Origin of the sequence: Limosilactobacillus frumenti DSM 13145 (genome assembly GCF_001436045.1) — a bacterium.
Classification (GTDB): domain Bacteria; phylum Bacillota; class Bacilli; order Lactobacillales; family Lactobacillaceae; genus Limosilactobacillus; species Limosilactobacillus frumenti.
In genome coordinates this window covers 109,170-135,205 of record NZ_AZER01000016.1, presented here as the reverse complement: position 1 = coordinate 135,205, position 26,036 = coordinate 109,170, and the positions used below count along the sequence as shown (strand labels likewise).

25 protein-coding genes and 1 riboswitch are annotated in these 26,036 nt (G+C 42.9%); of the genes, 2 read left to right on the top strand and 23 right to left on the bottom strand.

Features of this window, described 5'->3' with window-relative positions; translation table 11 throughout:
* Positions 1-24: 24 nt before the first annotated feature.
* The gene (locus tag FD27_RS05195; RefSeq protein WP_057750576.1) at positions 25-867 is read right to left on the bottom strand and encodes a DegV family protein; all 843 of its coding nucleotides are present in this window, start codon (positions 865-867) and stop codon (positions 25-27) included.
* Between the two features lie 181 nt (positions 868-1,048).
* Here FD27_RS05195 and trhA point away from each other — a divergent pair, with 181 nt between their 5' ends.
* Positions 1,049-1,687 (top strand): PAQR family membrane homeostasis protein TrhA, encoded by a 639-nt coding sequence (gene trhA, locus FD27_RS05190; protein ID WP_057750573.1) that lies wholly within the window; start codon positions 1,049-1,051, stop codon positions 1,685-1,687.
* Here trhA and FD27_RS05185 read toward each other — a convergent pair.
* From FD27_RS05185 to FD27_RS05170, 4 genes are read right to left on the bottom strand one after another with little or no spacing between them, the layout of a single operon-like run.
* Positions 1,676-2,167, bottom strand: coding sequence for a dihydrofolate reductase (locus FD27_RS05185; protein ID WP_057750571.1), 492 nt, complete (start codon positions 2,165-2,167; stop codon positions 1,676-1,678). The two genes, trhA and FD27_RS05185, sit on opposite strands and share 12 nt — an antisense overlap.
* Before the next feature lie 12 nt (positions 2,168-2,179).
* Positions 2,180-3,142 (bottom strand): thymidylate synthase, encoded by a 963-nt coding sequence (locus FD27_RS05180; protein ID WP_057750567.1) that lies wholly within the window; start codon positions 3,140-3,142, stop codon positions 2,180-2,182.
* Positions 3,143-3,162: 20 nt separating this feature from the next.
* A complete protein-coding gene (locus FD27_RS05175) occupies positions 3,163-5,061 on the bottom strand; it encodes an ABC-F family ATP-binding cassette domain-containing protein (protein ID WP_057750565.1) in 1,899 nt (632 codons plus the stop codon).
* Positions 5,062-5,063: 2 nt separating this feature from the next.
* Positions 5,064-6,275 carry a CCA tRNA nucleotidyltransferase gene (locus FD27_RS05170; RefSeq protein ID WP_057750560.1) on the bottom strand — a complete coding sequence of 404 codons (1,212 nt, stop codon included), beginning with the start codon at positions 6,273-6,275 and terminating at the stop codon, positions 5,064-5,066.
* Between the two features lie 168 nt (positions 6,276-6,443).
* Between FD27_RS05170 and FD27_RS05165 the strand changes: the two genes are divergently transcribed.
* Positions 6,444-7,253 carry a phage integrase N-terminal SAM-like domain-containing protein gene (locus tag FD27_RS05165; RefSeq protein WP_057750556.1) on the top strand — a complete coding sequence of 270 codons (810 nt, stop codon included), beginning with the start codon at positions 6,444-6,446 and terminating at the stop codon, positions 7,251-7,253.
* Between the two features lie 68 nt (positions 7,254-7,321).
* Here the strand turns inward: FD27_RS05165 and FD27_RS05160 are convergent, their stop codons facing one another.
* From FD27_RS05160 to dnaE, 18 genes are all read right to left on the bottom strand, one after another.
* Positions 7,322-8,587 (bottom strand): tetratricopeptide repeat protein, encoded by a 1,266-nt coding sequence (locus tag FD27_RS05160; RefSeq protein WP_057750553.1) that lies wholly within the window; start codon positions 8,585-8,587, stop codon positions 7,322-7,324.
* A 121-nt stretch (positions 8,588-8,708) separates the two neighbouring features.
* A complete protein-coding gene (locus FD27_RS05155) occupies positions 8,709-8,984 on the bottom strand; it encodes an HU family DNA-binding protein (RefSeq protein WP_057750549.1) in 276 nt (91 codons plus the stop codon).
* 184 nt (positions 8,985-9,168) lie between these two features.
* Positions 9,169-10,482, bottom strand: a complete 1,314-nt coding sequence (gene der, locus FD27_RS05150; RefSeq protein ID WP_057750547.1) for a ribosome biogenesis GTPase Der — start codon at positions 10,480-10,482, stop codon at positions 9,169-9,171.
* Between the two features lie 99 nt (positions 10,483-10,581).
* Positions 10,582-11,814, bottom strand: coding sequence for a 30S ribosomal protein S1 (rpsA, locus tag FD27_RS05145; RefSeq protein ID WP_057750544.1), 1,233 nt, complete (start codon positions 11,812-11,814; stop codon positions 10,582-10,584).
* Between the two features lie 72 nt (positions 11,815-11,886).
* Positions 11,887-12,573, bottom strand: a complete 687-nt coding sequence (gene cmk, locus FD27_RS05140; RefSeq protein WP_057750541.1) for a (d)CMP kinase — start codon at positions 12,571-12,573, stop codon at positions 11,887-11,889.
* The gene (locus FD27_RS05135) at positions 12,570-13,145 is read right to left on the bottom strand and encodes a LysM peptidoglycan-binding domain-containing protein (RefSeq protein WP_235803012.1); all 576 of its coding nucleotides are present in this window, start codon (positions 13,143-13,145) and stop codon (positions 12,570-12,572) included. Before FD27_RS05135 ends, cmk begins: the two co-directional genes overlap by 4 nt.
* Before the next feature lie 71 nt (positions 13,146-13,216).
* Complete coding sequence (locus FD27_RS05130) at positions 13,217-14,683, bottom strand: RecQ family ATP-dependent DNA helicase (RefSeq protein ID WP_057750538.1); 1,467 nt, start codon at positions 14,681-14,683, stop codon at positions 13,217-13,219.
* Positions 14,673-15,197, bottom strand: a complete 525-nt coding sequence (locus FD27_RS05125; protein ID WP_057750534.1) for a helix-turn-helix domain-containing protein — start codon at positions 15,195-15,197, stop codon at positions 14,673-14,675. The genes FD27_RS05130 and FD27_RS05125 overlap by 11 nt, the downstream gene beginning before the upstream one ends.
* Positions 15,172-15,702 carry a YpbB family protein gene (locus tag FD27_RS05120; RefSeq protein WP_057750531.1) on the bottom strand — a complete coding sequence of 177 codons (531 nt, stop codon included), beginning with the start codon at positions 15,700-15,702 and terminating at the stop codon, positions 15,172-15,174. Before FD27_RS05120 ends, FD27_RS05125 begins: the two co-directional genes overlap by 26 nt.
* A gap of 104 nt (positions 15,703-15,806) precedes the next feature.
* Positions 15,807-16,388 (bottom strand): ECF transporter S component, encoded by a 582-nt coding sequence (locus FD27_RS05115; protein WP_057750527.1) that lies wholly within the window; start codon positions 16,386-16,388, stop codon positions 15,807-15,809.
* A gap of 81 nt (positions 16,389-16,469) precedes the next feature.
* Positions 16,470-16,587: riboswitch (FMN riboswitch) on the bottom strand.
* Positions 16,588-16,652: 65 nt separating this feature from the next.
* Positions 16,653-17,369, bottom strand: a complete 717-nt coding sequence (locus FD27_RS05110) for a pseudouridine synthase (RefSeq protein ID WP_057750523.1) — start codon at positions 17,367-17,369, stop codon at positions 16,653-16,655.
* Positions 17,341-17,976, bottom strand: a complete 636-nt coding sequence (gene scpB, locus FD27_RS05105; protein ID WP_057750520.1) for an SMC-Scp complex subunit ScpB — start codon at positions 17,974-17,976, stop codon at positions 17,341-17,343. Before scpB ends, FD27_RS05110 begins: the two co-directional genes overlap by 29 nt.
* A complete protein-coding gene (locus tag FD27_RS05100; protein ID WP_057750518.1) occupies positions 17,936-18,733 on the bottom strand; it encodes a segregation and condensation protein A in 798 nt (265 codons plus the stop codon). Before FD27_RS05100 ends, scpB begins: the two co-directional genes overlap by 41 nt.
* Positions 18,720-19,082, bottom strand: a complete 363-nt coding sequence (locus FD27_RS05095; protein ID WP_057750515.1) for a hypothetical protein — start codon at positions 19,080-19,082, stop codon at positions 18,720-18,722. Before FD27_RS05095 ends, FD27_RS05100 begins: the two co-directional genes overlap by 14 nt.
* A 20-nt stretch (positions 19,083-19,102) precedes the next feature.
* Positions 19,103-19,996: a tyrosine-type recombinase/integrase gene (locus tag FD27_RS05090; RefSeq protein ID WP_057750512.1), complete on the bottom strand. Its 894-nt coding sequence runs from the start codon at positions 19,994-19,996 to the stop codon at positions 19,103-19,105.
* Positions 19,986-20,870 carry a CvfB family protein gene (locus tag FD27_RS05085; RefSeq protein ID WP_057750510.1) on the bottom strand — a complete coding sequence of 295 codons (885 nt, stop codon included), beginning with the start codon at positions 20,868-20,870 and terminating at the stop codon, positions 19,986-19,988. Before FD27_RS05085 ends, FD27_RS05090 begins: the two co-directional genes overlap by 11 nt.
* Before the next feature lie 130 nt (positions 20,871-21,000).
* Positions 21,001-22,422: a pyruvate kinase gene (gene pyk / locus FD27_RS05080; RefSeq protein WP_057750508.1), complete on the bottom strand. Its 1,422-nt coding sequence runs from the start codon at positions 22,420-22,422 to the stop codon at positions 21,001-21,003.
* Positions 22,423-22,585: 163 nt separating this feature from the next.
* Complete coding sequence (dnaE, locus tag FD27_RS05075) at positions 22,586-25,942, bottom strand: DNA polymerase III subunit alpha (protein ID WP_057750506.1); 3,357 nt, start codon at positions 25,940-25,942, stop codon at positions 22,586-22,588.
* Between the last annotated feature and the right edge of the window lie 94 nt (positions 25,943-26,036).

The following is a 26,036-nucleotide window of genomic DNA, read 5'->3' as shown; positions in this document are numbered from 1 at the left end:
CTTTACAACACATAATTAAGACGCTTATTCAGTATAATACAGCAAGCAACATGCTCCCATTCCAGTGTGGGTAGCAATAATTGGTACTGTTTCGCGAACAACAATGTTTAAATTAGGATAAATACTGTGCACCTTATCCTTAAGCCGAGCAACTTCAGAATCAGCTGCCACGTCCGAAATACCAGCAGCAACAACTTTCGGTCCCTGCTTCATTTCTTCGATGATCCGGTCCCATTCTTTATGAAGGGCCTTCTTTCCACGTCCCTTCATAATAATGTGAATTTGTCCGCCATAAACCTGCAGCATAATCTTGATGTTCAGCATCTTGGACAATCCACCAGCAAACTTGTTGATTCGACCTCCAGCAACTAAGTTGTCAAGAGTATCAATTGCCAAGTACAGTTTTGAGTGATCAAGCACATACTTCATTCGCTTGATCGCATCATTAACAGATCCACCCTTTTCAATCACTTTTGCGGCTTCAATAATTTGAAAGGCCATGCCCCGATCAGTTGTCTGTGAATCATAAACTGTTACTTTTGTCTTAGTTAAAGCGGCTGCTTGTTCAGCAGCATGGACCGTCCCACTGATAGATGCCATCATTGTGACGCATAAAACTTCACTGCCATCAGCACCTAGTTTGTCAAAAGCGTCCACAAATTTACCAATAGGTGGTTGAGAAGTCTTTGGTAATGAATGGGCCTCCTGCATCATCTTTGGGAATTGATCGTTCGTGATTGTTTCACGTTCAATATAAACAGTTCCATCAATCATAACGCTCAGGGGAATGATGGTAATGTCGTATTTCTTAATTTCTTCATCAGTCAGGCCGGCTGAAGAATCACAAACAATTTTTATTTTAGCCATCGTTATTTCAACTCTTCTCGGAAAATATTATGTTATAATCTATCTAGTATTAAAAACTAGATGTCGTGTTTATAGAAATATTATATCTAAGTTAAGGGAGTTATTCAATCAAACTCTTGTCAACTTAGTATAACAAATAATCACGCCAAATTCATTGAATGACAAGGAAAGGGTGTTGGTAATGAATTCAAAGCAACGATCACGTCAGACCTTACTTATTGAAATTGGTAATGCCATCTCACATGGTATTGGCGCCGTGCTTTCAGTTATTGGTTTAGTTCTATTAATTATCAGGGCCGCCCATACAGGGAGTCCCATGCGAATTGTAACATTTACGATCTATGGAACTATCTTATTATTGTTCTACTTATCATCAACGCTCTACCATGCATTGATCTTTACTAGGGCACGTCACCTGTTCCAGATTTTCGATCACTGTATGATTTATATTCTGATTGCCGGCACGTATACGCCTTATTGCTTAGTCGCTATTAAAGGGTGGCAAGGATGGACATTGTTCGGCATTATTTGGGTCATAGCTGTCCTTGGTGTTGTTTATAAAAGTATTTGGCTTAAGAAAAAGAGTCACTGGTCAACCGCTATCTACGTTATTATGGGCTGGCTATGTCTGTTCGCGTTTTGGCCATTATGGAAAGCACTCGGGCCAACTGGCTTTGGGCTTCTGTTAGCAGGCGGTATTACCTTTACCATTGGGGCTCTCCTGTACAGTCGACCAACACTTTACACCCATTTCATTTGGCATTTCTTTGTATTACTAGGGACGATTTTGATGTTCTTCTCAATTTACCTATTTGTCTAATTGCCAAGTTTCAAACCAACATTCAATGTCACCATTATCATTTTTAATAGCGGTTCGATCCTGCAATTGCCACTGATCATAATTGATTGGTGGCATTTTTACGTCACCGTCATAGTGACCATTGATAACCGTCCGATCCAAATTAGTTACCATTCCCCGTAACAGGTCATAGATACGTGCCCCACCAATTACATAAACCTGATCATCAGGTAACGCATCAATTAAGGAATCCAAGGTTTCCACATCATGCACAACCGTCACATCATCATTGGCAATTGCTTGGTGAGTCAACACAATATTCTGACGGTTCGGCAACGGCCGCTTTAATGAATTATATGTATGGCGTCCCATAATAACCGGGTGGCCAGTAGTCAGTTGCTTAAACCGTTTCATGTCAGCAGAAACATGCCAAGGCATTTGATTATTTTTACCAATCCAACCATCTAAATCTTCTGCCCAAATATAATGAATCTCTCTCATGTCAAAATCTCCTTATACTGCTACTGGAGCCTTAATTGCCGGTTCATGCGTGTAACCTTCAAGCTTGATGTCACTCATTTGATATTGGTCGATTGGCTTGGGCTCATCTGGCAAGATCAATTTTGGTGCCTGATGTGGTTCCCGACCAAGTTGTTCTTCAACTTGTGAAATATGGTTAAGGTAGATATGCGCATCCCCTAAAGTATGGATAAATTCGCCTACTTCTAGACCACACTGATGAGCAATCATGTGTGTAAGCAAAGCATATGAAGCAATATTAAATGGTACACCAAGGAAAATATCAGCACTCCGTTGGTATAGTTGACAGCTTAACTTCCCATCATTGACATAGAACTGGAACATCGTATGGCAAGGTGGCAACGCCATCGAAGGAACGTCTTCCGGATTCCAAGCAGTGACAATCATTCGCCGTGAATTAGGCGTCGTCTTTATTTGATGGATAACGTTAGCAATTTGATCAATGGTATCACCCCGGCTAGTGCGCCAGTGACGCCACTGACTGCCATAAACATGGCCCAGGTCGCCATACTTGGCAGCGAAATCGTCATCATCGAGGATTCGTTGACAGAAGGCTTTCTTCTCAGCTAAGTAAACCTTTTTAAAATCGGGATCTGTTAACCACCGATGACCAAAGTCCGTCATATCCGGTCCATGATACTCATCACTTTCCACCCACTTTTTAAAGGCCCACTCGTCCCAAATATGGTTTTTATGTTGGAGTAAGAAACGAATATTAGTATCACCCCGCAAAAACCACAATAATTCACTCTTGATTAAGCCAAATGGGACTTTTTTGGTCGTTAAAATTGGAAAACCATCCTGCAGGTTAAAACGCATCTGATACCCAAATACGGATACCGTTCCAGTACCGGTTCGGTCACCCTTCCTATGCCCATGATCGAGAACATAGCGAGCTAAATCAAGATATTGTTGTTCATTCTTATTTGTTGCCATTATCATTCATCCCATCTTGTTTATTCAACGTAGTTACTCAGGTATTCCCAGCGAGCAGTCTTCTCATCTAACTGTTGTTTTACCTGATCTAACTTCTTTTGCAGTTCTGCTAACTTTTGATAATCATCAGCCGAATCAGCCATGTCCTGTTCAATCTGTTTTTGTGACTGATCCAGTTTATCAAGATCCTGATTAATCTGCTTCCATTCTATCTCTTCAGCATATGTTAACTTTGTCTTAACCTTCTTTTTAGGCTCATGAGCTGCAGAAGACTTTGAAGATTTCTTATCAGCTTTTTCATCTTCCTTTTCCGCCCTTAGCTGTTGTTGTTCTTTGAGGTAATCGGTGAAAAGCCCTGTATACCGTTGAATATCACCATCACCCTTGAAGATCAGCAAGTCATCAGCCACTTTATCCAAGAAGTAACGGTCGTGAGAAACAGTAATCACCGTTCCCGCAAAGTGATCCAGGTAGTCTTCCAACACAGTCAAAGTACCGATATCGAGATCATTGGTTGGTTCATCCAGCAACAAAACATTTGGTTGCTGCATTAATATTTTAAGAAGATAAAGACGCCGCTTTTCCCCACCGGATAATTTTCGAATAAGTGTGCCATGCATGAAGCGTGGAAATAAGAAACGTTCCAATAATTGCGTAACACTAATTTTATTGCCATCCTTATCCGTGACGTTATCAGCAATCTCAGTTAAGAAGCTAATCATCCGTTTGCTATCGTCAATTCCTTCAGTTTGCTGGGTATAATACCCTAATTTAACGGTATCACCTATTTTGAGTACACCACTATCCAAAGGAACCCGCTGGGCAATCACATTCAGCAAACTGGTTTTACCAGCACCATTCTCACCAGTAATCCCAATTCGGTCGTTCGCTTTCACAAGCCAATTGAAGTCCTTTAAAATACGGTGATCACCCAAAGTTAAGTTGGCATCCTTAAATTGGATGACATCCTTACCAAGGCGTTGTGAACCAAGGTTGATCGAGATATCTTCATCTGTTTGCAAATTACCCACTTGTTTTTCGAGTTTGTGGAAACGATTGATACGACCCTTCTGCTTGGTAGAACGAGCTTTAGCACCGGTCCGCATCCATGCTAATTCTTTTTTATAAAGTTGTTGATTTTTACGTTCGGACTCTTTAGCTAGTTCTACTCGTTCCGCTTTTTGTCGTACAAAGTCTTGGTAGTTACCATCATAATGATAGAGCTTACCAAATGATAACTCCCAGATATGATTAGTAACCTGGTCCAAAAAGTACCGATCGTGAGTCACAACGAGAACAGCCCCTTTATAAGAAGCCAGAAAATCTTGTAACCAAATAATTGAATCTAAGTCTAAGTGGTTCGTCGGTTCATCCAATAGCAATAGGTCGGGTTGTTGAATCAAAACCTGAGCCAGGCCAACCCGCTTTTGCTGACCACCAGATAAATTGCCAATCTTTTGACTAACGTTTTTGATCTTCAATTGGGTCAGAATAGTTTTAACCTGACTATCTGCTTCCCAGGCATCGGCTTGATCCATTTGAGCTTGTAATTTGGTATAACGATCAACAGCTTCAGGATCATCAGGATGATTACTGAAGCGATCAAGGGCGAGCTCATATTGGCGAATCAATTTAAATATTTCCTGATCACCAGCAAAAACAGCGTCCATAATCGTTTTATCAGGATCCAGTTCTGGTTGTTGCTTTAAGTAGCCAATCCGATAGTCATTTGGACAAGTAATTGTTCCACTCTCTGGACTGACAGCCCCACTAATGACATTCAATAAACTCGTTTTACCACTACCGTTTACACCAATCAGTCCAATCCGATCATTTTCATTAATAATGAATGAAACATGATCAAATAAAACCTTTTCACCATACGTGCTGGTTAGCCCCTCTGCGCGCATTGTTTGCATTATTATCCCTCTTTTGCAATTTTTTGTGCCATCGAAATTAATTGGTCAGTTTGGTTAGGCAATTCCCCGCTGACGACTGATTCCGTTAATTGATAAATTATCTGCCCTAATAAGGGACCCGGCTTTATCCCAGCTTGCTTGATTAGTTGACCACCATTTACAGCAAGTTGGTTAGCAGATTTGATTGGCAATTGTGCAAACTGTTCTCGCAACTGCTGTTCTGGCATACCCCAACCAAATACCTTGGCCACTGCATTAGCATCCAATAAGCCTTGTAAACCCGTTTTGAAGATAATCAGATTATCAACTTTACCAGCGCGGATTGCTTGAATAGCCGGAACCCTTTTCTGAACAGCCTTAATCAGATCATTAGATGTCTTCCATGATTTGAGAAAAGAAGAAATCCCTTGTCGGGACAAAGATAATTGCCAAGCCATTAATGACCACACTTGAGCATCTGATAATAGTTGCCACTTTGACAGTGGTAATAGGGCGGCGAGCTTGGCTTGTTGATGATCTAAACCGGGACAATACTGGTAAAGACCGGTCTCTAAGAATTTTGCCAGACCTGAAGCTGGATTTTGCCCCATCAGCATCTTTTCAAATTCGACCCGGATCCGTTCAACAGCAATTTTAGCTAATAATGGCGCATTATCTTTGATACCCTGTTCTGTCGCAGTATCAATGTTAAAGTCTAATTTGCTAGCGAAACGAACTGCTCGCATCATTCTTAAGGCATCTTCATGAAAACGTTCTTCTGGTTTACCAACTGCCCGAATAAGGTGATGTTTTAAATCGGTCAGTCCATTAAATAAGTCAATCACTTCACCATTTTCTTTTAAAGCTAGTGCGTTAATGGTAAAATCACGTCTCTTGAGATCCTCAGCAAGCGAACGCACAAACGTCACATGATCAGGTCGACGATAATCTTGATATCCCGATTCAGTCCGGAATGTAGTCGTTTCATATCCCGTTCCATGATCGAGAATCATCACAGTCCCATGTTCAATTCCGGTATCAACGGTCCGGTTAAAAATCGCCTTAATCTCACTTGGGTAGGCGCTTGTCGCAATATCAATATCATGAATGTGATCACCTAAGATCGTATCTCGCACACATCCACCGACGAAGTAGGCTTCAAAACCCGCCTGCTCAATTCGCTGAAGGACAGGTCGTGCAGGTTCAAAAATTGCTGGTAAATTTTTGAGAATCATCAAATTACTCCTAACCTAAAATACAATCACCTTCGATTATAGCAAATCTGATCACTGAGTGTGAACAGTTGCCCCCTGCAAAATGGGTACTAGTGATGTTGTTTTCTTTTTAGAAATTTTGGTGTTATAGTTAAGTTAAAGTAAATTAGTACTATTAAGGTGAAAACGATGCAATACCCATATCAACAACCATTCCGGAGTTTTTTAAAAGCTAAGCAAAAATCTGCCATTACAATTGATAATTACGACGCCGCCGTCGCCCAATTCTTTACTTTTCTAGTCGATCAGGGCCGCTCCAGCAAGCTTCGTGACATTACAGAAAACGATGTCCGGGCTTACCTTGCTGCCCTGCAGGACTATCAATCCATTACGATCAGTACCTACAATAAACTACTGTCCCAGCTGAATTCATATTTCTCATATTTACTAAGTCACCACATTACTCACAACCTTCCCACGCTAACTATCCATGGAAAGGCCGTGTCTCCAGCATCTGGAATTAATACCAAATGGCTTTTCCAGCTCGACACTATTTTGGCCGATGAGCATATTCACTTTTATACACGGCTAACCCTGCTTTTATGTAGTCGGGGGTTCACTGTTCATGAGTTCCTCCAACCTGGATTTGAGCGGATATGGAATCAACTGAAAATGAACAGCTCCGCTGAAAAGGCCTTTAAGCAGTCTTTCACTGGTTTTATTACCCCACTCCAGGAAAAGCAACAATCGTCACAGATTTTTCTTAAACAACGTTTTGATTCACTTAATCCTGGGCTGACAAATGCCGGTCTCCATAAATATCTTCGTCGTGACCAAGACTACCTCGGATTTTCTTGTGCACCAAAGTACCTCCACCAAGCGTATGTTCTGCATTACCTGGCTGCCCACCGAAAGGAGACTGATCAGGAGCTGGAAAGACACTTAAATCTTGACCCCGCTTCGCTAAGCTATTATCGTCACCGCCTAATTACCGATTGACTTCATTAATGAATGCAAAAAATCCAGGAAACTACTGATCAATCAGTAGTTTCCTGGATTTCGTCTTTTTAAAGATAATCTTCATACTGTTCAAGCAGGTCCTGCATCTCATTATCGGTTGGTTCAAGCGCGAGGTAATGGTGGAGCTCAGCCACTAGTTCGTCATTCTCCCCCATCGTTTGGTAATAGTAAATCAGGTCTTTCAAGAACGTGGGATCATCCTGATAAGCTGGTAAAGCAGCCTGATAGTATTTTCCTGCCATATCATATTTTTCAAGACGGTTATAAGACTTCGCGAGATTCCAATAAATCTGAGGATCTACCTCGTCATCCTTAATCAGTGGTAATAATAATTTAATGTTGGCTTGATCATTATGCTGGTGCAACAGGAAATTGCTATATTGCAAGGTAATTGTCAAATTATCAGGATCCAAGTCATGGGCTTTTTGTAAATACTTATTCATTAATTTGTGATTACCTAAATGGCTGGTAATTTCCGCTGCCTGAGCAAACAAACGCGCATTGTATTGGTCAACGCCTAAGCCCTCCTGAACGGTCTTCAGTGCTTGCTGATACTTTTGCTCCTTAACGTACGCACTCGCAAGTTCTGGATAGGCGGAAGCATATTGTGGATCATCCTTAATCAGGTCCTGAAAAGCACTAATTGCTTCTTTACTTTGCCCAAGTTGTAACTCCGTCAGAGCAGTTTGGAAGCGAATATCAGATGTTTGATACTGGGGTTGGACTTGCTTGAGATAACCTAGGGCCTGCTTAAATTGACCTGACTGGGCATAGGACATTCCTAATCGACCAGCAATGTCAACTTTAGCAAACTCGGTGTAACCACTTTTAATAAGGGCAAAGTAGTAATTAATTGCTTCATCAAAGCGCCCCAACAGGTAATAGAACTCGCCAAGCGCAAATTGAACGGCCGGTTCATCGGGAGCAATTTGGTACGCTTCCTTGAGTTTTTCTTCGGTCACTTCAAATTCATTTTCAGTTTGATATAAGTCGGCAGCAACCAACAAGGACTGAAGGTAAGCACCTGAACTAGGCTTAATTTGAGCCAAATATGATAATGCTTCATCGTTATGACCATCGTTAATTGCTAACTCAGCCAAAGAAGTTCGTAATTCATCTTCGTCTGGATATTTTTTTAACAAATGCAGGTATATTTGACGAGCCTGTTGACTCATGCCCAGCCCGTACAGTTCCTCTGCCAGGCTGTATAACATATCGTCATTATCATGCTCTAAAGCCTGCTTAAAATCTCGGTTGGCTGCCGTTAAGTCTTGCTTTTGGATATCAGCCAACATTTGTTCTGAATAGGTCATCGTTCGTTCCTCCTGTCGAAACAGTGATTATGATATGCATTTTGCAAATGGGTAAATGGTGAAAATGACAAAGAAAAAAGCTGTGACAAACGCCACAGCCATCATTGTTAAGTAAAAGTGATTACTTAACAGCATCCTTTAAAGCTTTACCAGGCTTGAATGCTGGTACCTTGCTTGCAGGAATGTGAATTTCTTGACCAGTTTGTGGGTTACGACCCTTACGAGCAGCACGTTGACGTACTTCAAAGTTACCGAAACCGATCAATTGAACCTTTTCACCCTTAGCTAATGATGCTTGGATTGAACTGAAGACAGCGTCAACAGCAGCAGTAGCATCCTTCTTAGTTAAGCCAGTTGCACTTGCAACATTAGCTACTAATTCAGCTTTGTTTGCCATTCGATTTCACCTCCAACATTTAACGGAAGCATATGCTCACGCTAATGGTGTTAATTTTGAGTGGTCCAAAATTAACGAAATATACGATGACCTCGTATCATTTCATTGTTAAGGTTAGCATAGTGAAACCCCTATGACAAGCGGTTCTACGGCTTTTTCATAAAATAAGCTAAAACATCAAACATTATTGACGTTTTCGTTTAATTAGGTGAATTGGTGTCCCAGAGAAGTCGAATGACTGCCGGATTTGGTTCTCCAAATAACGTTCATAGGAGAAATGCATGAGGTCCGGATCATTGACAAAGATAACAAATGTCGGTGGTTGGACAGCCACTTGCGTTGCGTAATAAACCCGTAAGCGCCGGCCATTTTGTGTTGGCGTCGGATTAGCGGCTAATGCATCCATCAAGACATCATTCAGGACAGATGATTGAACACGGAAGCGAGCATGATCATAAGCCTCCTCAACCATCTTTGGTAACTGATTTAAACGTTGTTTGGTCTTTGCAGATACGAAAATGATCGGTGCATAGGACAGGTATTGAAACTCATGACGAATCAAGTTTGTAAAGTCGGTCATTGTTCGATGATCCTTATTAGGAATCGTATCCCATTTATTCACAACGATAATCACGGCTTTACCAGCCTCATGCGCATAACCAGCAATATGCTTATCTAGTTCCCGCAGTCCTTCTTCAGCGTTAAGGACTACTAAGACCACGTCACTATCGTCAATTGCCCGCATGGACCGCATCAGTGAGTATCGTTCAGTATTTTCATAGATCTTTCCCTTTTTACGAATCCCCGCCGTATCAACCATAGTAAATTGCCGGCCATCATCAGCGGTAAAGCTCGTATTGATAGCGTCACGGGTCGTCCCAGCAACATCAGAAACAATTACCCGATGTTCACCGAGCAAGGCATTGACCAAGGAAGACTTACCCACGTTGGGGCGACCAATAAACGAAAAGTGAATCGTCTTATCATCGTCGTTATCAGCAGTTTCAGGAAAGTGATTAATAACTGCATCTAGGAGGTCACCAACTCCTACTCCATGGACACCAGAAACCGGATAAGGTTCGCCTAATCCCAAGGAATAAAAGTCGTAAACATCACTGCGCCGTTCGGGGTTATCAACTTTATTAACCGCTAGAATAACGGGCTTATCAGAACGGTACAGGATCCGTGCAACTTGCTCATCCGCATCAGTGACCCCATTTTCAATATCAGTAACCAAAATGATCACATCAGCTTCATCAATGGCAACTTCCGCCTGTTGGCGAATTTGAGTTAACAGTGGCTGATCAGACATTTCAATCCCACCAGTATCAATTAAACTAAAATTCTTTCCCAACCATTCAGCATGGGCATAAATCCGATCACGAGTTACCCCGGGCGTATCTTCAACAATCGATATCCGCTCACCAGCTATCCGATTAAATAATGTCGATTTACCAACGTTGGGCCGACCAACAACTGCAACAATTGGATTAGCCAATTGAATACACCTTCCTTCCCTTTAATAAATGAAATGGGGTCCGTAACATCATCCTGTCACAGACCCCATTATTGATAGAAATATTAAACTACCAGTGGATTACTTAAGACCCTTCAATTGGTCACCAATCAAGTCACCCATTGAGAAGCCACTTTCTTCTTCTGGAGCATTGTTCATGAAGTTCCGGTTGTTGTTACGACGAGGACGACGTGAACGACGGTTATTATTGTCGTTATCTTCATCCTTTGGACGTTCTTCAAGAGCCTTCATGGACAAGCCTAAACGTTGACGTTCTGGATCAACGTTAATAACCTTAACCTTAACTTCTTGACCAGCCTTCAATACATCAGCTGGGGTAGCAATGTGCTTGTGGGAAATTTGTGAAATGTGAACTAACCCTTCAACACCAGGGAACACTTCAACGAATGCACCAAAGCTTGTAAGGCGCTTAACAGTACCAGTCAGAACAGAACCTTCTGGTGCCTTTTCTTCAATGTCATCCCATGGGCCAGGCAGAGTTTGCTTAATAGAAAGTGAAATCCGTTCACGATCAGGGTCAACGTTCAATACCTTGACCTTAACTTCTTGACCAGCCTTCAATACGTCTGATGGCTTATCAACGTGTTCGTATGAAATTTCAGAAACGTGAACCAAACCATCAACACCGCCAAGGTCGATAAAGGCACCAAAGTTAGTCATCCGTGCAACCTTGCCTTCAACAACATCACCTGGTTGTAATTCAGCAAAGATCTTCTTGGCAGCTTCTTCGTGTTGTGCCTTAACAATTTCCTTGTGAGAAAGAATCAGACGATTTTCACTTGGTTCGATTTCGATAATCTTGAATTCAAGTTCTTGACCCTTGAATTGGTTCAAGTCTTCTACATAGTGATCAGTAATCATTGAAGCAGGGACGAAGCCACGTACTCCGGCATCAACTACTAAGCCACCCTTAACCGCTTGGGTAACCTTAGCAGTAATGTGTTCACCAGCGTCGAACTTCTTTTGGATGTCATCCCAAACCTTACGTGCTTCGAGACGACGGTGTGAAAGTAAGTAGCTACCATTTTCCTTATCGTTACCGATCTTGGAAATAACTACTAAGTCAAGTTCGTCACCGACTTTAACTGCATCATTGATGTCTTCAACTGGCTTGGTTGATAATTCCTTAGCAGGGACGACACCTTCAACCCCTGCGTCTTTAATTCCAACGATAGCTTGGCGATCATCATCAATTGCCAAAACTTCACCCTTTACAACATCGCCAACCTTAACAGTTTCAATGCTGTCGAGAGCTTTTAACATATCGTTCTTGTTTTCGTTGTTTTCAGCCATTAAAAAAAATCCTCCTTGCGACAATCAACTCTAAGAACCATTCTACTAGAAATGCGTCTTCATTTCCAGCCCTTATTGAAATTGATCGCGCTTTTTTTCAATAATTTCACTAATTTTATCTACAACTTGGTCAATTGTTAAGTGGGTAGTGTCTAAACGGATAGCATCTGGTGCTTGAACTAATGGTGACACCTTCCGCGTAGAGTCCTTTTGATCTCGCAACTCAATCGCCCGTTGCAAGTCTGCCAAACTGGTGGTGGCAATTCCCTTCTTCTTGTTTTCAACGTACCGGCGACGAGCACGTTCATGAGCTGAAGCCACCATAAAAATCTTAACGGGGGCCTTTGGTAATACGGTTGTTCCAATATCACGACCATCCATTACGATACCACCATCAGCAGCAATTGCCCGCTGTTGGTCAGTCATGGCTACCCGCACTTCTGGAATTGCAGCAATCGCCGAAACGTTGCTAGCAATCTCTGGCTGACGAATGTCCCGTGTCACTTCTCGACCATTTAAGAAAACTCTTTGATCGGGGTCACCCGGCTTAAAAGTAATTTTAACGGTTTTGACTAGTTCAGCGACTGCCGGCCGATCATCGACTGCGATGCCCTTATTTAAAGCCGCAACAGTGACCGCCCGGTACATTGCTCCCGTATCACAATAGACATACCCAAACCGTTTGGCAACCAATTTTGCAACTGTACTCTTGCCGGCGGATGCAGGCCCATCAATCGCTACTTGTAACTTTTTTGTCAAACTAGTTCACTCTCCTTAACGAACACGAAGTTGTTGGCCCGGACGTAAGCGAGCATTGGGGTCAACCCATTTAAACGCATTAATTCTTGTACTGAAATACCATTATTGGCGGCGACGCGGTACAAACTACCATTACGGGGGACAGTCACCCACCGCTGGGTAGATTGACTACTAGATGCGACCGTTGATGAAGATGAACTAGTGGAAAAACTAGCCGAAGAACTCACCCTTGACGACTGACTAGCAGATTGGTGGCTGGTTGATTCTTTGTGTTTGCGGGTAGAATGGCTGACTGCTTTTTTCTTAGGACTTGTAGCCGATTGTGCTACCCGTTCTGACCGAACAGGGTGATTCAGCGAATTCTTGTGGTTAACCCAATAAATAACAGGGCCGGCAGCCAGTAAAATGATCAAGATAATCAGAATCGTAGTGATCATTGAATTATGTTCCCGTTGACGACGGTGTTCCGTCCTGGAAAGGTGACCATCACTGCCTAAATCTTGATCATCGGTAAACGTCTTATCCCATAGGGCGTCATCCTTTTTTCGTGTTTCTTCCCGACGCTCACTCATATTCTAGACCCTCCTTTTTTAGAATTTAACATTCTGATTGTAGCGCAATGTGCAATGGATTGTCTAGGTGATTATTGACCTGAAAAGTTACCTGGTAGTAAAAGCCTCCGCAAATGGCTTCGCCAATCTAATTGGTCCTCTTCATCGATACTATTAGGTTGATTAACCTGTTCCTGCCAGAAGTGATCTTGCAGCCACGAGGGTTGATCCACATCACAACACGGCACCTGTCCTTGTAAAGGCTCACCGAAGTAATTGGCAATCTGCTGACGTCTGCAAAGATCGTCAGTGATGTACGCCATCATTTTATGCAGCCGTCTATGACTTTCATGAGCCCGTTTATGAAAGGACTGGACAATTTGCTGACCATGATAACCGTGATCAAGATAAAACTTAAATAAGTCGGCCTGATCACCTAGCACGCGCGCTGGCAACTTATTCAACCTTACTTGGTCTAATAAATCAGCCGATGGCAAATCCACTGCAGTTAGGGTTACTTGAATCTGTGCATCCCCCGGGCTAACCATCAAAATAGCACAGCTCAGTCGACCATCACGACCGGCTCGACCAATCTCTTGCACATAGCTTTCCAAGCTGGCCGGTAAATGATAATGGATAACAAACCGAATATTACTCTTATCAATTCCCATCCCAAAGGCACTGGTGGCACAGATAACTTGCACTTGCCCTTTCATAAATTGTTGCTGCAAGCGGTAACGTTCTAATGACGGAATGCCAGCATGGTAAGCTGCTACAGCTAAGTTGGTCTGTTTTCTTAACCACTCTGCCACCTGACTTGCAATTTTCCGACTGGCAAAGTATACGACACCCGGTAATGGCAGATGCAATAATAACTCCTTGAGACGGGTCATTTTGTCTTGTTCATTTTGAAACCGCTCAACCGCTAAGAAAATGTTTTGACGGTTAACTGATCGGACAACCTGGTGGACCTGTGCAGGCAATAAACCGATCTTACTAATAATGTCTTGGCGGACGGTGGGGGTAGCAGTAGCAGTAACCATCAACAATGGTGGTCGGTGCAGCTGCTGATGGATCTTTGCCAACAACAAGTACTCAGGACGAAAATCAGGTCCCCATTGTGAAATACAATGGGCTTCATCAATCACCATCAATCCCCACTTTACTGTTCGTAAAGCCCGATTAACAGCGGGATTAATCAGAATTTCCGGGGAAGCAAAAATAAAACGATAATGGGCCAATTGATGGAGAGCTTGGTTACGCTGCTGGCCCTGCAGTTCACCAGATAATTGCAATACTCGTTTTTCCCCTAATAACCGCAAACGGTTAATCTGGTCCTGCATTAAGGATAAGAGTGGTGAAACGACCAAAATCGGCCGATTAATAATGTAACCGGGTAACTGATATAACAGCGACTTTCCACCACCGGTTGGTAAAACTGCTAAAACATTCTGACCAGCCAAAATAGAATGAATCGTCTCTAATTGACCGTCCCGAAAGTTGGCATAGCCAAACCGCTTTTTTAACACACGATAAAGTTGTTGATCGTCAGCTGGCATGCTGGCCTCCCTGAATAATTTGATACAAACGAAAATAAAAGAACTGTTCGCTATCACCAGAATCCCCATTAAATTGCCAATCACTGGCGATCAGCTGACCGTATTGCGCATCTAACTGATGGCGGACCGTTTTGGGGATTAAATCCAGCCACGAATAACTATTGGGTTCAACAATTGCGGCCTCAAGTAAGTGTTCACGTACCGTATTCACTTTTAGCCGTCGATGTTGCGCAATTTCAGCAAACGTCAGCCCGCGTTTAAATAAGGCCATTGTCCGCTCCACACTCCTACTTAATGGACCATCGCTGAGCAAATCAGCCAATAAACGGTGAAGGACACCCCGGCTATTGGCAGCAAAGGCCCCAACAGCCAGCATAATATCAGTTTTAATAAATTGGGTTTCGATTAATTCAGTATGCAGTGATTGACTCGCATCATTTAATGTCCAGCCAGACGACTGGAACCCGACCAACATATAGCTGAAAAGATTAGCGGCCCGGTGAAAGTGACTCACCAACAATCATCAATTCCTTTAACAACTCCTGATTCAACTGCGGAGTCCGACGAAGTTCTCGATATAACCAATTGCGAATCCATTGTAACTGATACGTAGAACTACTAACTGGCACATATCGTCGCTGGTGGTGGGTAAGTTCTGACAACACTTGAACGGCCAACAATAAGCGTTCTTCGATCTTATTGACATTTGCCAACCAATACCAACTATAAAATGATGGTTGATAACAGTGTTCCCGAAGTTCTTCTTGCTCCACTACCCCTTTACTAGTTAGTTTAACTTGATCATTGGCTAACTGTAAAAAGCCTTGATTAGCGAAGTTCTGCAATGCCTTTTCAAATTGTTCACGATTTAATCGTCGATAAGCACCGGTCCAACGTAAAAGTCCATATTGCTGAGCCCAAAATAAGTTTGATACCGTGCGGCGGTTAGTTAAGGTATTCTCGACTACCTTAATCCGTCGTGCTTGATGTTCATCAAAAAAATTTAATAAGTATTCCATAATTTTAAATCCTAACCCATTAATTATAAACGTGCTTTGGATGATTTTGCATTTTTTCAAATAAAAATGGCCAACTGCGATTGACAGTTAGCCATGCAATTTGACTACGCTTGTTGATGAACCTTAAGCCAATTACTTAATCGGGCGGCAACTAATCCAAATACCAGCGAGACAGCAATCCCCTTAATTAAGTTGAATGGCACCACGGCCACCGCAATTAATTCTGGAATTGGCAGCGTGGATTTCCAGTTCCACAATGCCATATATAGTGGTGTGAGCACCCACCAGTTAAGTAATGCCATTACCACGACCAGACATACCGTGGCACTGATGCCACCCATCCATAATTGTTTCTTAGCAGTCCATTGTGGATGACGGCGCCAAACCCAGCAAAATGGTAGTAATAATGCTAGCGACGACATAAAGTTTCCTAAGACCCCCACTAATTCTCCGGCAGAGAAGCCACGAATCAAAGCGTGAATCAGACACTTCAAAAAGGCAATTAAGATTCCCCCAACCGGACCATAAATGTAACCACCAATTAGTACCGGTAAATCAGAAAAATCCATCTTCAAATATGGGGCAACTGGTAAGATGGGGAATTCAAAGAGCATTAAAATAAATGCTAATGCACTTAAACAGGCAATTCCAACCATCCGTTGAATCTGCTGACGAGAACTTGACATAATAAACAACCTCCAAAGTGAGATTGCCTTCAAAAGCAAAAAGCCCCGGCACTGGGGGCCAAGGCTTTAAAAATGTATTGTAGAAATCTTCTATATACCAGACTATACTGTCGGCCCTGGAATTTAACCAGATCCACCGTTGACGCGGGTTGCGGGCTATACCGCCGGTTGGGAATTACACCCGACCTTGAAGACACCTCAAATTATTTTTTTGTACAATATTGATTATAAGTAACGGTAATAATGAATGTCAAACATTTCAATCTAGATCTTCTTCAGCAACTTGACTTCCTCTTCACGAAGTTCACGGAATTCACCTGACTGCAGTCCCTGAAGTGATAATGGTCCATAACTCTCCCGGTGAAGTTTAATCACTGGATGACCAATGACCTTAAACATCCGCTTAACTTGGTGGTAATGTCCTTCATGAATGGTCAAACGAACCCGACTAGTCTGATGATCACGATCAACTTCGAGGAGCTTTGTCTTGGCTTTTTTGGTCTTACGACCGTCGACCATCACCCCTAAGCGCAACTGACGAAGATCATCATTTTTGATAATCCCCTTTACTTTAGCAATATATTCCTTATCAACTTCAAACTTAGGATGCATCAAGCGATTAGCAAGTTCGCCATCGTTAGTCAATAACAGGATCCCCGTGGTGTCATAGTCCAGTCGGCCCACTGGATAGATCCGTTCATCGACACCGCCATCATGAAGAATATCAACGACCGTGCGTCTCCCCTTATCATCATGAGCACTAGTAATAACTGAGCGGGGCTTGTTAAGTAGGTAATAAACGTGGGCCTCACGACTAATTGGCACATCATCAACCGCAACTTGATCATGAGCCGATACCTTAACTCCCATCTCAGTAACAACATGACCATTCACTTTAACGTGACCACTGGCAATTAATTTTTCAGAGGCTCGCCGGGAAGCAACACCGGCTTCAGCCATTACTTTTTGTAGTCTTTCCATTATCTGCCTCCTGTTGTTTCTGTCGTGCTTGTAATGCTTCCAAGAAGAGGTCACCATTCATTTGGTCAAGATCCAAATCTTCCTGTTTAGCAAGCGGTGGTAAGTCCTTGATAGTAGTCATCCCAAAATAGTTGAGGAAGGCCTCCGTGGTAACGTACAAGAATGGACGCCCCGGGGCATCCAAGCGGCCATGGGTATCGATCAACCCCCGCGCCATCAATTTCTGAAGGGAGCCTGAGCTCTGCACACCCCGAATATCGTCAATCTCCAAGCGGGTAATTGGCTGTCGGTAAGCCACAATTGCTAAAACTTCCAGTAACGCTTTGGTCAATGGCATGGTCAGTGGAACTTCAAAATAGCGTTTGATCACTGGAGATAACGAATGCTTAGTGGCCAAACGATATGTTTCAGCACTGTTCAATACAACAAGGGCGCTATTGGAATCCTCAGCATACTTCGTCTTCAATTGGTCAATCATTCCCACAATCGCCGGTTTCATAAAGCCAGTAATCTTCGCTAAATCACCTAAAGTTATACCCTCATCACCTGCAATAAAGAGTAATCCCTCAATTTGTGCTAAGTTGCTTGGCGCGGAATTCTTCACCATGTGGTCCCTCCGTTACAATAATTGGTCCAAACAATGTTTCTTGATATACAGTAACTGCTTGGTGCTTTGTCAACTCCAGTAACGCCAAAAAAGTAGTTACCAAATTATCGCGTGTCTGGTCATCTTCAAAAAGGTCATTAAAACGCGTGGCGGTCTGGTGAACACTTTCCATTATTAAACGCATTCGCTGACCAATTGAGACCTTTTCTGCCGCCACAGTTTCAGTCACTGGTCGCGTTAGTTGATGACGTTGCAATACTTGACCAAAAGCCTTTTGCAATTGGCCTAAAGTAACGCCTGGCTGAACGTGCGCAGCTACCATTTCCCGAGGAACCTGCATTGCCGGACGAGTATACTCCTGTTGACGAAAGTCTGCTCGATCTTTTAAATGCGCAGCTGCCTTTTGATAACGCTGATATTCTAGCAACTGCTGAACCAGTTCCTCACGCGGATCACTTTCTTCTTCCGGTTGTTCTTCCTCCACATCAGGGCTCTGCGGAAGCAATAAACGACTCTTAATATTCATCAAAGTTGCCGCCATTACGAAATAATCACCAGCGACCTCTAACCGGTGTTCCTTCATCTGACGCAAGTAGTCCATATATTGCTCAGTGATGGGTTCAATTTGAATATCGTAAATATCCATTTTGGACTGGCGAATAAGATGCAAGAGTAAATCCAAGGGTCCTTCAAAAGAACCAATTTTTAGCGTTGGCTGAAATGGATATCGTGGAATAACTTCTTCATTGTCTTTCATTGCTACGCTCCCATGTCGAAATCAATGGCTGGGTCTTCAAAGTGCCCATTAAACGAACACCAGCAAATTGTTCATGGATTGCCGTCAGGACAGCAAATACATTTCTGCCAGACCGCTCTGTCGGCGTAAATGATAACTGCCGCAAGAGTGCGTAATGAGGTCCCGTTTCGACAATTGCAATGGCAATAAAGTGGTTGTCATCTGTATCTTTCCATAGAAAAATTGGAAAGTGCTTTTCAAGGGCCATCTGAAGGACACCTAACGCTTGATGGTAACCACGCAATTCTGGTCGAAATGTTAACAGCCCAACAGCAATTTTTTGATAATCTTTTCGATACCGAATCAGCATTCAGATACTCCTTCTTATAACTAAATATCTGTATGATAACGATCGTACAGGTCTATTAATTCCTGCGACGACAGTGTTAGCAATTGCGCATAAGCAGTATTAGTCGGTGTATGCCCCAATAATGACTGCACTCCTTGCCAACTGGCACCATTGGTCAACAAATCAGCAACAAAGGTATGACGCAATAACTGCGGGGTAACATCACGCTTCAGGTTAGCAGCATTTGTTTGCTGACGTAAAATTTTCCAAATACCTTGACGAGTGAGGTGATGACCATGGGCGTTAACAAACACAAACGGTTCATGATCACTCACCAGTTGGGGACGACTAACCGTTAAATACTTTGCTAACCATTCACAACAAGTTGGTGAAAGGGGAATAATTCGTGCCCGGCCATGATCTCCCTGAAAGTTAATGACTCGGAGATCCAGATGAAGCTGATCCATTGACAATTGCAGAATCTCGGTGACTTTCATTCCGGTCGCGTAGAACATTTCCAATAATGCCCGGTCTCGAAGACCCAATGGCTGACTAGTATCCGGTGCCTGTAGTAAGGCTTGCACCTCATCATTCTTTAAGACGGTCTGTGAACTCTGTTGATCAATTTGAACCGGTAATTGGTGGATTAACGTTAACGGGTTAGTTTTGACTAAGCCTTCTTGAATCAGGAATCGATATAGTTGCCGGAGGCTTGATAAAAAACGGTTAATTGTCGTATTGGCCCGGCCCTGCTTTTGCAAGTGAGTAATCAAATTCATAATGGCATACCGATCCACTGTCGCCCATTGGTTAATCCCGACTGTCTGAAAATATGCGGTACAGGTTTCCAAATCAAGCCGGTAAGAATCAACCGTATTTTGCGAACGGCCTTGATGTGCTAAATACCTGGTAAATGTATCAATTTCATTCGTCATGACTTTGTTTCAGTAAAATAAGCTGGTTAGCTTCTTCCTTAACTAGACGTTCTTTAAGGAGGTGCCCCACGGCCCGTTTAAACTGCCCTTTACTAATTCCAAAAACCGACCGAATCACTGTCGGATCAGTTTTGTCTGTGTATGGTAAGCGATGATTAACGTTGTGTTCCAACATGGTCAAGATCATTTGCGCATCTTCACCAATGGCTTGGTATGCACGAGGCTTCAGGGAAAGATTTAGGCTGCCATGAGAAGAAAGACCAATTACTCGTGCCTTAACGTGTTCCCCGAGGCGTGGTTCTTGATCACGCTCACTAGGATGGATAAATCCCAAGTGATAATTATCTGTAATCACAAAAGTCCCTGCCATCTTCAGACGGTAAACCGTTGCCATTACATCACGATTCATCATACGTTTCGAAGGTGGATTAGCAATTGTATGGTAAATTTGGTCGTCAGCCAACTGTCCCCAAATGCGGTCTTGAGCATCAACCTTCAGTGCCATCAGCAAACGGTCACCTGGTTGTGGCCACAGATGTTTCAACGTTGGCAGATCATCTAAAGAAACTACAATATCCTTATTAGGTAAACCAATGTTAACAAAGACACCGAGGTCCCGCCGCACTGCAACAACTGTCCCGTAATCGTAGTGATCAACCTGCACGGTCGGAATATGCTGGCAAGTCATTTGTAACTGGTGATTTTCATTTTCATATACGAATCCCCGTACCTGGCCACCAATGTGCAGAACTTGGGGACTCTCCTTTTTGGGTAAGCGGTAGGTCTGCCCATTACGATCCGGCTGAACAAAATAATCGTGTTCATTCTCATCAATCATAATGGCAGTCACAACTTTACCTAATGCAGTGTTCATATATTTCACCATTCCTCAAATTTTCCGTATCACCTATTTATTCTACACGGGTCGGCAATCTTTAGCTAGTCCCATCTAGTTTAAACTAAAAAAGGCCGGGAATTTTCCCAGCCTTTCAACCTAATAAAAATTAGTCGATGGTCTTGATCCGCATCATGTTGGTTGCACCTGGAACACCCAGAGGAACACCAGCAACAATGATAATCTTGTCACCCTTCTTAGCAAAGCCAAGTTCAACAGCCTTCTTGGCAGCTAAGTCAAACATCTTATCGGTGGAATCCAACTTGTCAACAACGTGTGGTTGAACACCCCAGTTGATCATCAAGCCACGAGCAACACGGTCACTTGGTGTTAATGCCAAGATATCAGCATTTGGACGGTACTTAGAAATCATCCGAGCAGTGTAGCCAGAAGCAGTTGCGGCAACGATAGTGTGGATGTCAAGATCCTTAGCAGCTTGTGAAACAGCAGAACCAATGGTTTCGGTAACATCAGACTTATCCCAGTCAAAGGTTTCAGTACCGTATTGAGCCAAGTGGTTTTCAGCCTTGATATCAATCCGGTTCATCATTGAAACAGATTCTACAGGGTAGTCACCGTTAGCACTTTCACCAGAAAGCATCGTTGCATCAGTACCATCAAAGACAGCGTTGGCAACATCAGAAACTTCGGCACGAGTTGGACGTGGATTTTCTTGCATTGAATCAAGCATCTGGGTAGCAGTAATAACTGGCTTACCTAATTCGTTGCAACGACGAATCATGTGCTTTTGAATCAATGGAACATTTTCAGGTGGAATTTCAACACCCATGTCACCACGAGGAACCATCAGACCGTCAGAAACTTCGATGATTTCTTCGAAGTTGTCGATACCTTCTTGAGATTCAATCTTAGGGAAGATTTGAACATCTTCCATGTTCTTTTCCTTGAGCAATTCACGAATATCAAGAACATCTTGAGCCTTACGAACGAATGAAGCAGAGATGTAATTAATGTTGTGTTCAAGGCCAAACCGAATATCACTACTATCCTTCTTAGTGATACCTGGCAAGTTGATGGAAACACCAGGGGCGTTAACACCCTTACGTGAACCAAGAACACCACGGTTAAGAACGTGGCATACTAATTCACGGTGTTCTTCATCCTTTTCATCAATAACCATGTCAATTAAACCATCATCAAATAATACATGGCCACCAACATGAGTATCATCATAAAGGCCTGGGTAAGTAACGGCAATCTTGTCGTGGGTACCTTCAATAGAAGGATCCATGGAAATACGAACCTTGTCGCCAATTTCGAAGTTAATCTTACCTTCTTTTTCAACAGTAGTCCGAATTTCAGCACCCTTGGTATCAAGCATGATACCAACTTCTTTACCGGTGATTTCTTCAGCCTTCTTAACGTTTTGCATCCGGCCGAGGTGTTCTGGATGATCACCATGTGAGAAGTTGAACCGGAAAATATTAGCACCGGCGTTGATCAACTTAACAATAGTATCAACATCTGTACTTGCAGGACCAAGCGTACTTACAATCTTGGTTTTCTTCATAAATGAATCTCTCCTTTGCATTTATGCATCAACTGCGGTCTGCATTTGCATCCCTCATTTGCACAACTGTATGATAGCACTTTTCAAAATCAGTGTCTGTACCTTTTTGTGAAAAGTTATCAAGAAAGCGCTATCATTTTTATTCTTCTCATGAAATCCTCATTTAATGCTTCTTATGGAGCTGTTGTAAGACAACATTATCTGCTCCAAATATCCGGTTGAGTGTGTGATGAACCTCTTCACTTGTATTAAGCCAGTACCGAGCAGCTTCTAAATACTTCATGTCTGTTTGCGGATAATAAATTAAAACCGGTGTATTTCCATGATGACCACGAGTTAACTGGTGGAGCTGAGTAAGCAATACTTCCTTCTTACTCTCATCTGTAACTCTCAATACCCACCGTTGAATATTCGGCTGAGTTCGGTGCTGCATTTGCTGAGCATTATCAATATTGTCGGCGACAATTTGTAAACCGTGTCCGGAGCGCTCTTCGGTTTTCCCCCGAACTACCAAAACCGTATTGGGTTTCAGTAATTCAGCAAACCGATCATATTGCCGCGGGAAAACCGTCACATTGACTGAACCCGTTTGATCAGACCCCGTAATAAATGCCATTTGTCGATGATCTTTCTTAGTGTGGATTACCTTCACTCGGTTAACCAAAATTAACACGGTGACGGGGCGATTAAGTGGTAATGATGCAATCTTAACAGCATGCAAGCGGGTCGCCAACTCGGCAAATTGACTAACCGGGTGACCCGATAAATAAACACCTAGATAATCATTCTCCTTTGTCAATCGCGTAATTAATGGATACTCCGCGCGTTGTTTAATACTGGACTGGAGACTGGGATCACTCTCAAGTCCTTCTGTCCCTGCAAATAACTTAATGCCCGAAATCAACTGGTCAAGTGAATCAATCATTTCTGCACGATTATAGCCAAGACCATCGAAGGCCCCCGTGTAAATTAATGGACTAATCAGTTCTTCTTTTTGCCACTTACTCGGTAAACGGTCAATAAAGTTACGTAAATCTTTATATTTACCATGAAGGCGTCGTTCATCAATAATCGTCGCAATAAAGTCGCGCCGCATCCCCTTAATTGCACCTAGGCCAAAATAAATGGTTCCCTGATTGAGGGTAAACGAACGATCACTAATGTTAATCCGCGGCCCTGAAACAGCAACATTAAACCGTTGAGCATCACTAACATGCTGTTTCATTTTAGCCATGTTAGTTTCCGCATTCATCAGTGCAGCAAAAAATTCTGCCGGATAGTGACACTTCAGATATGCCATTTCAAAAGCTAATTTGGAATACGCAACCGCGTGAGAGCGATTAAAACCATAGTTAGCAAATTGATCAATATAATCGAATACTTGTTGAGCTAATTCTTTGCTATACCCCCGTTGCTGAGCACCAGTAATAAATTTGTTCCGCATGCTTTCCATGGTATGACGCTTCTTTTTACTCATGGCCCGCCGTAACAAATCGGCTTCCCCTAATGAGAAACCAGCCATTGCTGATGCCACCTGCATTACTTGTTCCTGGTACACCAAAATGCCATAGGTTGAACCCAGGATGGGTTTTAGAGATGGATCAGGAATAGTGATTGCTTCCTGACCATGTTTGCGAGCAATAAAGTGGGGAATATTTTCCAGCGGACCTGGACGATAAAGAGCGTTAACGGCCACAATATCTTCAAATGAATCTGGGTGCAAACTGACTAACACTTGACGAATTCCCGCTGATTCAAACTGAAAGACCCCGTCTGTATCGCCCTTTTGGAACAACTGCATTGTTGTGGGGTCGCTCAAAGAGATTTTGGTCAAATCAAAATCTGGAGAAGTGTTACGGATGGACTGGACAGCTGCATCCAAAATTGAGAGGTTCTTCAACCCCAAAAAGTCCATCTTCAACAGTCCCAGCGCCTCAACGGTATCCTTTGGGAACTGGGTCATCAATAAGCCATCACTACCCTCTTGGAGTGGCACGATGTCTGATAGTGGTTTTTCCGATAATACAATTCCAGCGGCGTGAGTCGAATAATGCCGCGGTAATCCTTCTAGTTGCTGAGCAACTTGAATTAACAACCGGTATTCTGGATGGTCATCCAATAAATTACGGAATGGTTGCGATTCCTTTAATGCCGAGTCAATAGTTAGGTGAAGGCCATGTGGGAGGGCTCCTGTTAACTCATTAACTTGGTAGCGCGTTAATCCAAAAACCCGACTCACGTCCCGAATCACTTGTTTAGCAGCTAGGGTACCAAACGTGATAATTTGGGCAACACGTTGGTGGCCATATTTTTGGTGAACATATTGTAAAACCTCATTCCGGCGATTATCAGGAATATCAAGGTCAATATCTGGCATTTGCGCTCGTTCAGGGTTTAAAAATCGTTCAAAGAGAAGCCGGTATTGTAACGGGTCAACTTCGGTAATCGCTAATGCATAGGCGACTAACGAGCCAGCTGCAGACCCCCGACCTGGGTCAGTAGTGATATTGGTTGAGTGGGCAAAATTCATGACATCCCAAACAATCAAGAAATAATCATCAAACCCCATCTGGTGGATCACCTTAAGTTCCTTCGTCAATCGTTGTTGGTAATCCTTGATGGTCAAACCCGGGGCAACCTGACGCTTTTTTAATCCCTTAATACAAAGCTGCCGCAAATATTGTTGAGAACTAAGCCCGTCTGGGGTCGCAAAATGTGGTAACACCGGTGCTTTAAATTCAAAGTCTAGTGAGCAGGCATCTGCAATTTGTCCCGTCCTCTCGGCTGCCGGCAACAAGTGTGCGGTTCGATAATCTGCCTCAACTTCAGACATGCTCCGAAGATAATGGGTGCCTTCTTGACGAGCAGACTGGGCTGGATTATCCAAGGTAACGTTTTGACCGATTGCTCTGAGGACCTTACTGGCAAACAAGTCTGTTGGTTTTAAGTAGTCCACCGAATTCAGCCCTACTAATGCTAACCGCGTTTTCGTACTGAGTTGTTGTAAGGTCTCCCGTTGGACCAGGTCTAGTTGCGGATTGATTCCTAAGTATAAGCTGTGGTCATCAACAGCATTTTTCAATGTCATCAAAGTTGTTACATCATCCTTAAGCCATGAATAAACACTCGTTTGCGGTGGAATCATGACAATTAGTGACGCTAAATGGGGCACAATATTTTGCAAGGTTAACGGCAATTTCTGGTAATCAGTTGTCTGGTGAAGCGTGGACAAGTCCATTAAGTGCTGATACCCTTTACGATCCTTAGCAAGCAAAACAATATCTAAGGTTGTTCCATCAACATTGTTCAAAGCAACGGTTAATTCAAGACCAATCAACGGCTTGATGCCCGCCTCATGAGCGGCATTGTAAAAATCGACTGCACCATATAAAATGTTTCGATCAGTTAAGGCTAGGCTAGAGTATCCCAGCTGTTTTGCCTGCTGAACAAGTTGCTTGATACGAATTGGGCTCTGCAGCAAGCTAAATGAACTATGAACTTGTAGCGGTACAAACACCATCAACTTCACCTCTTTCATCAAGATTATAACAAAGATTTCTCTCGATCCCATAATTTATACCTAGCGGCCATTTGCGAAGGGTGTTAAACTAATA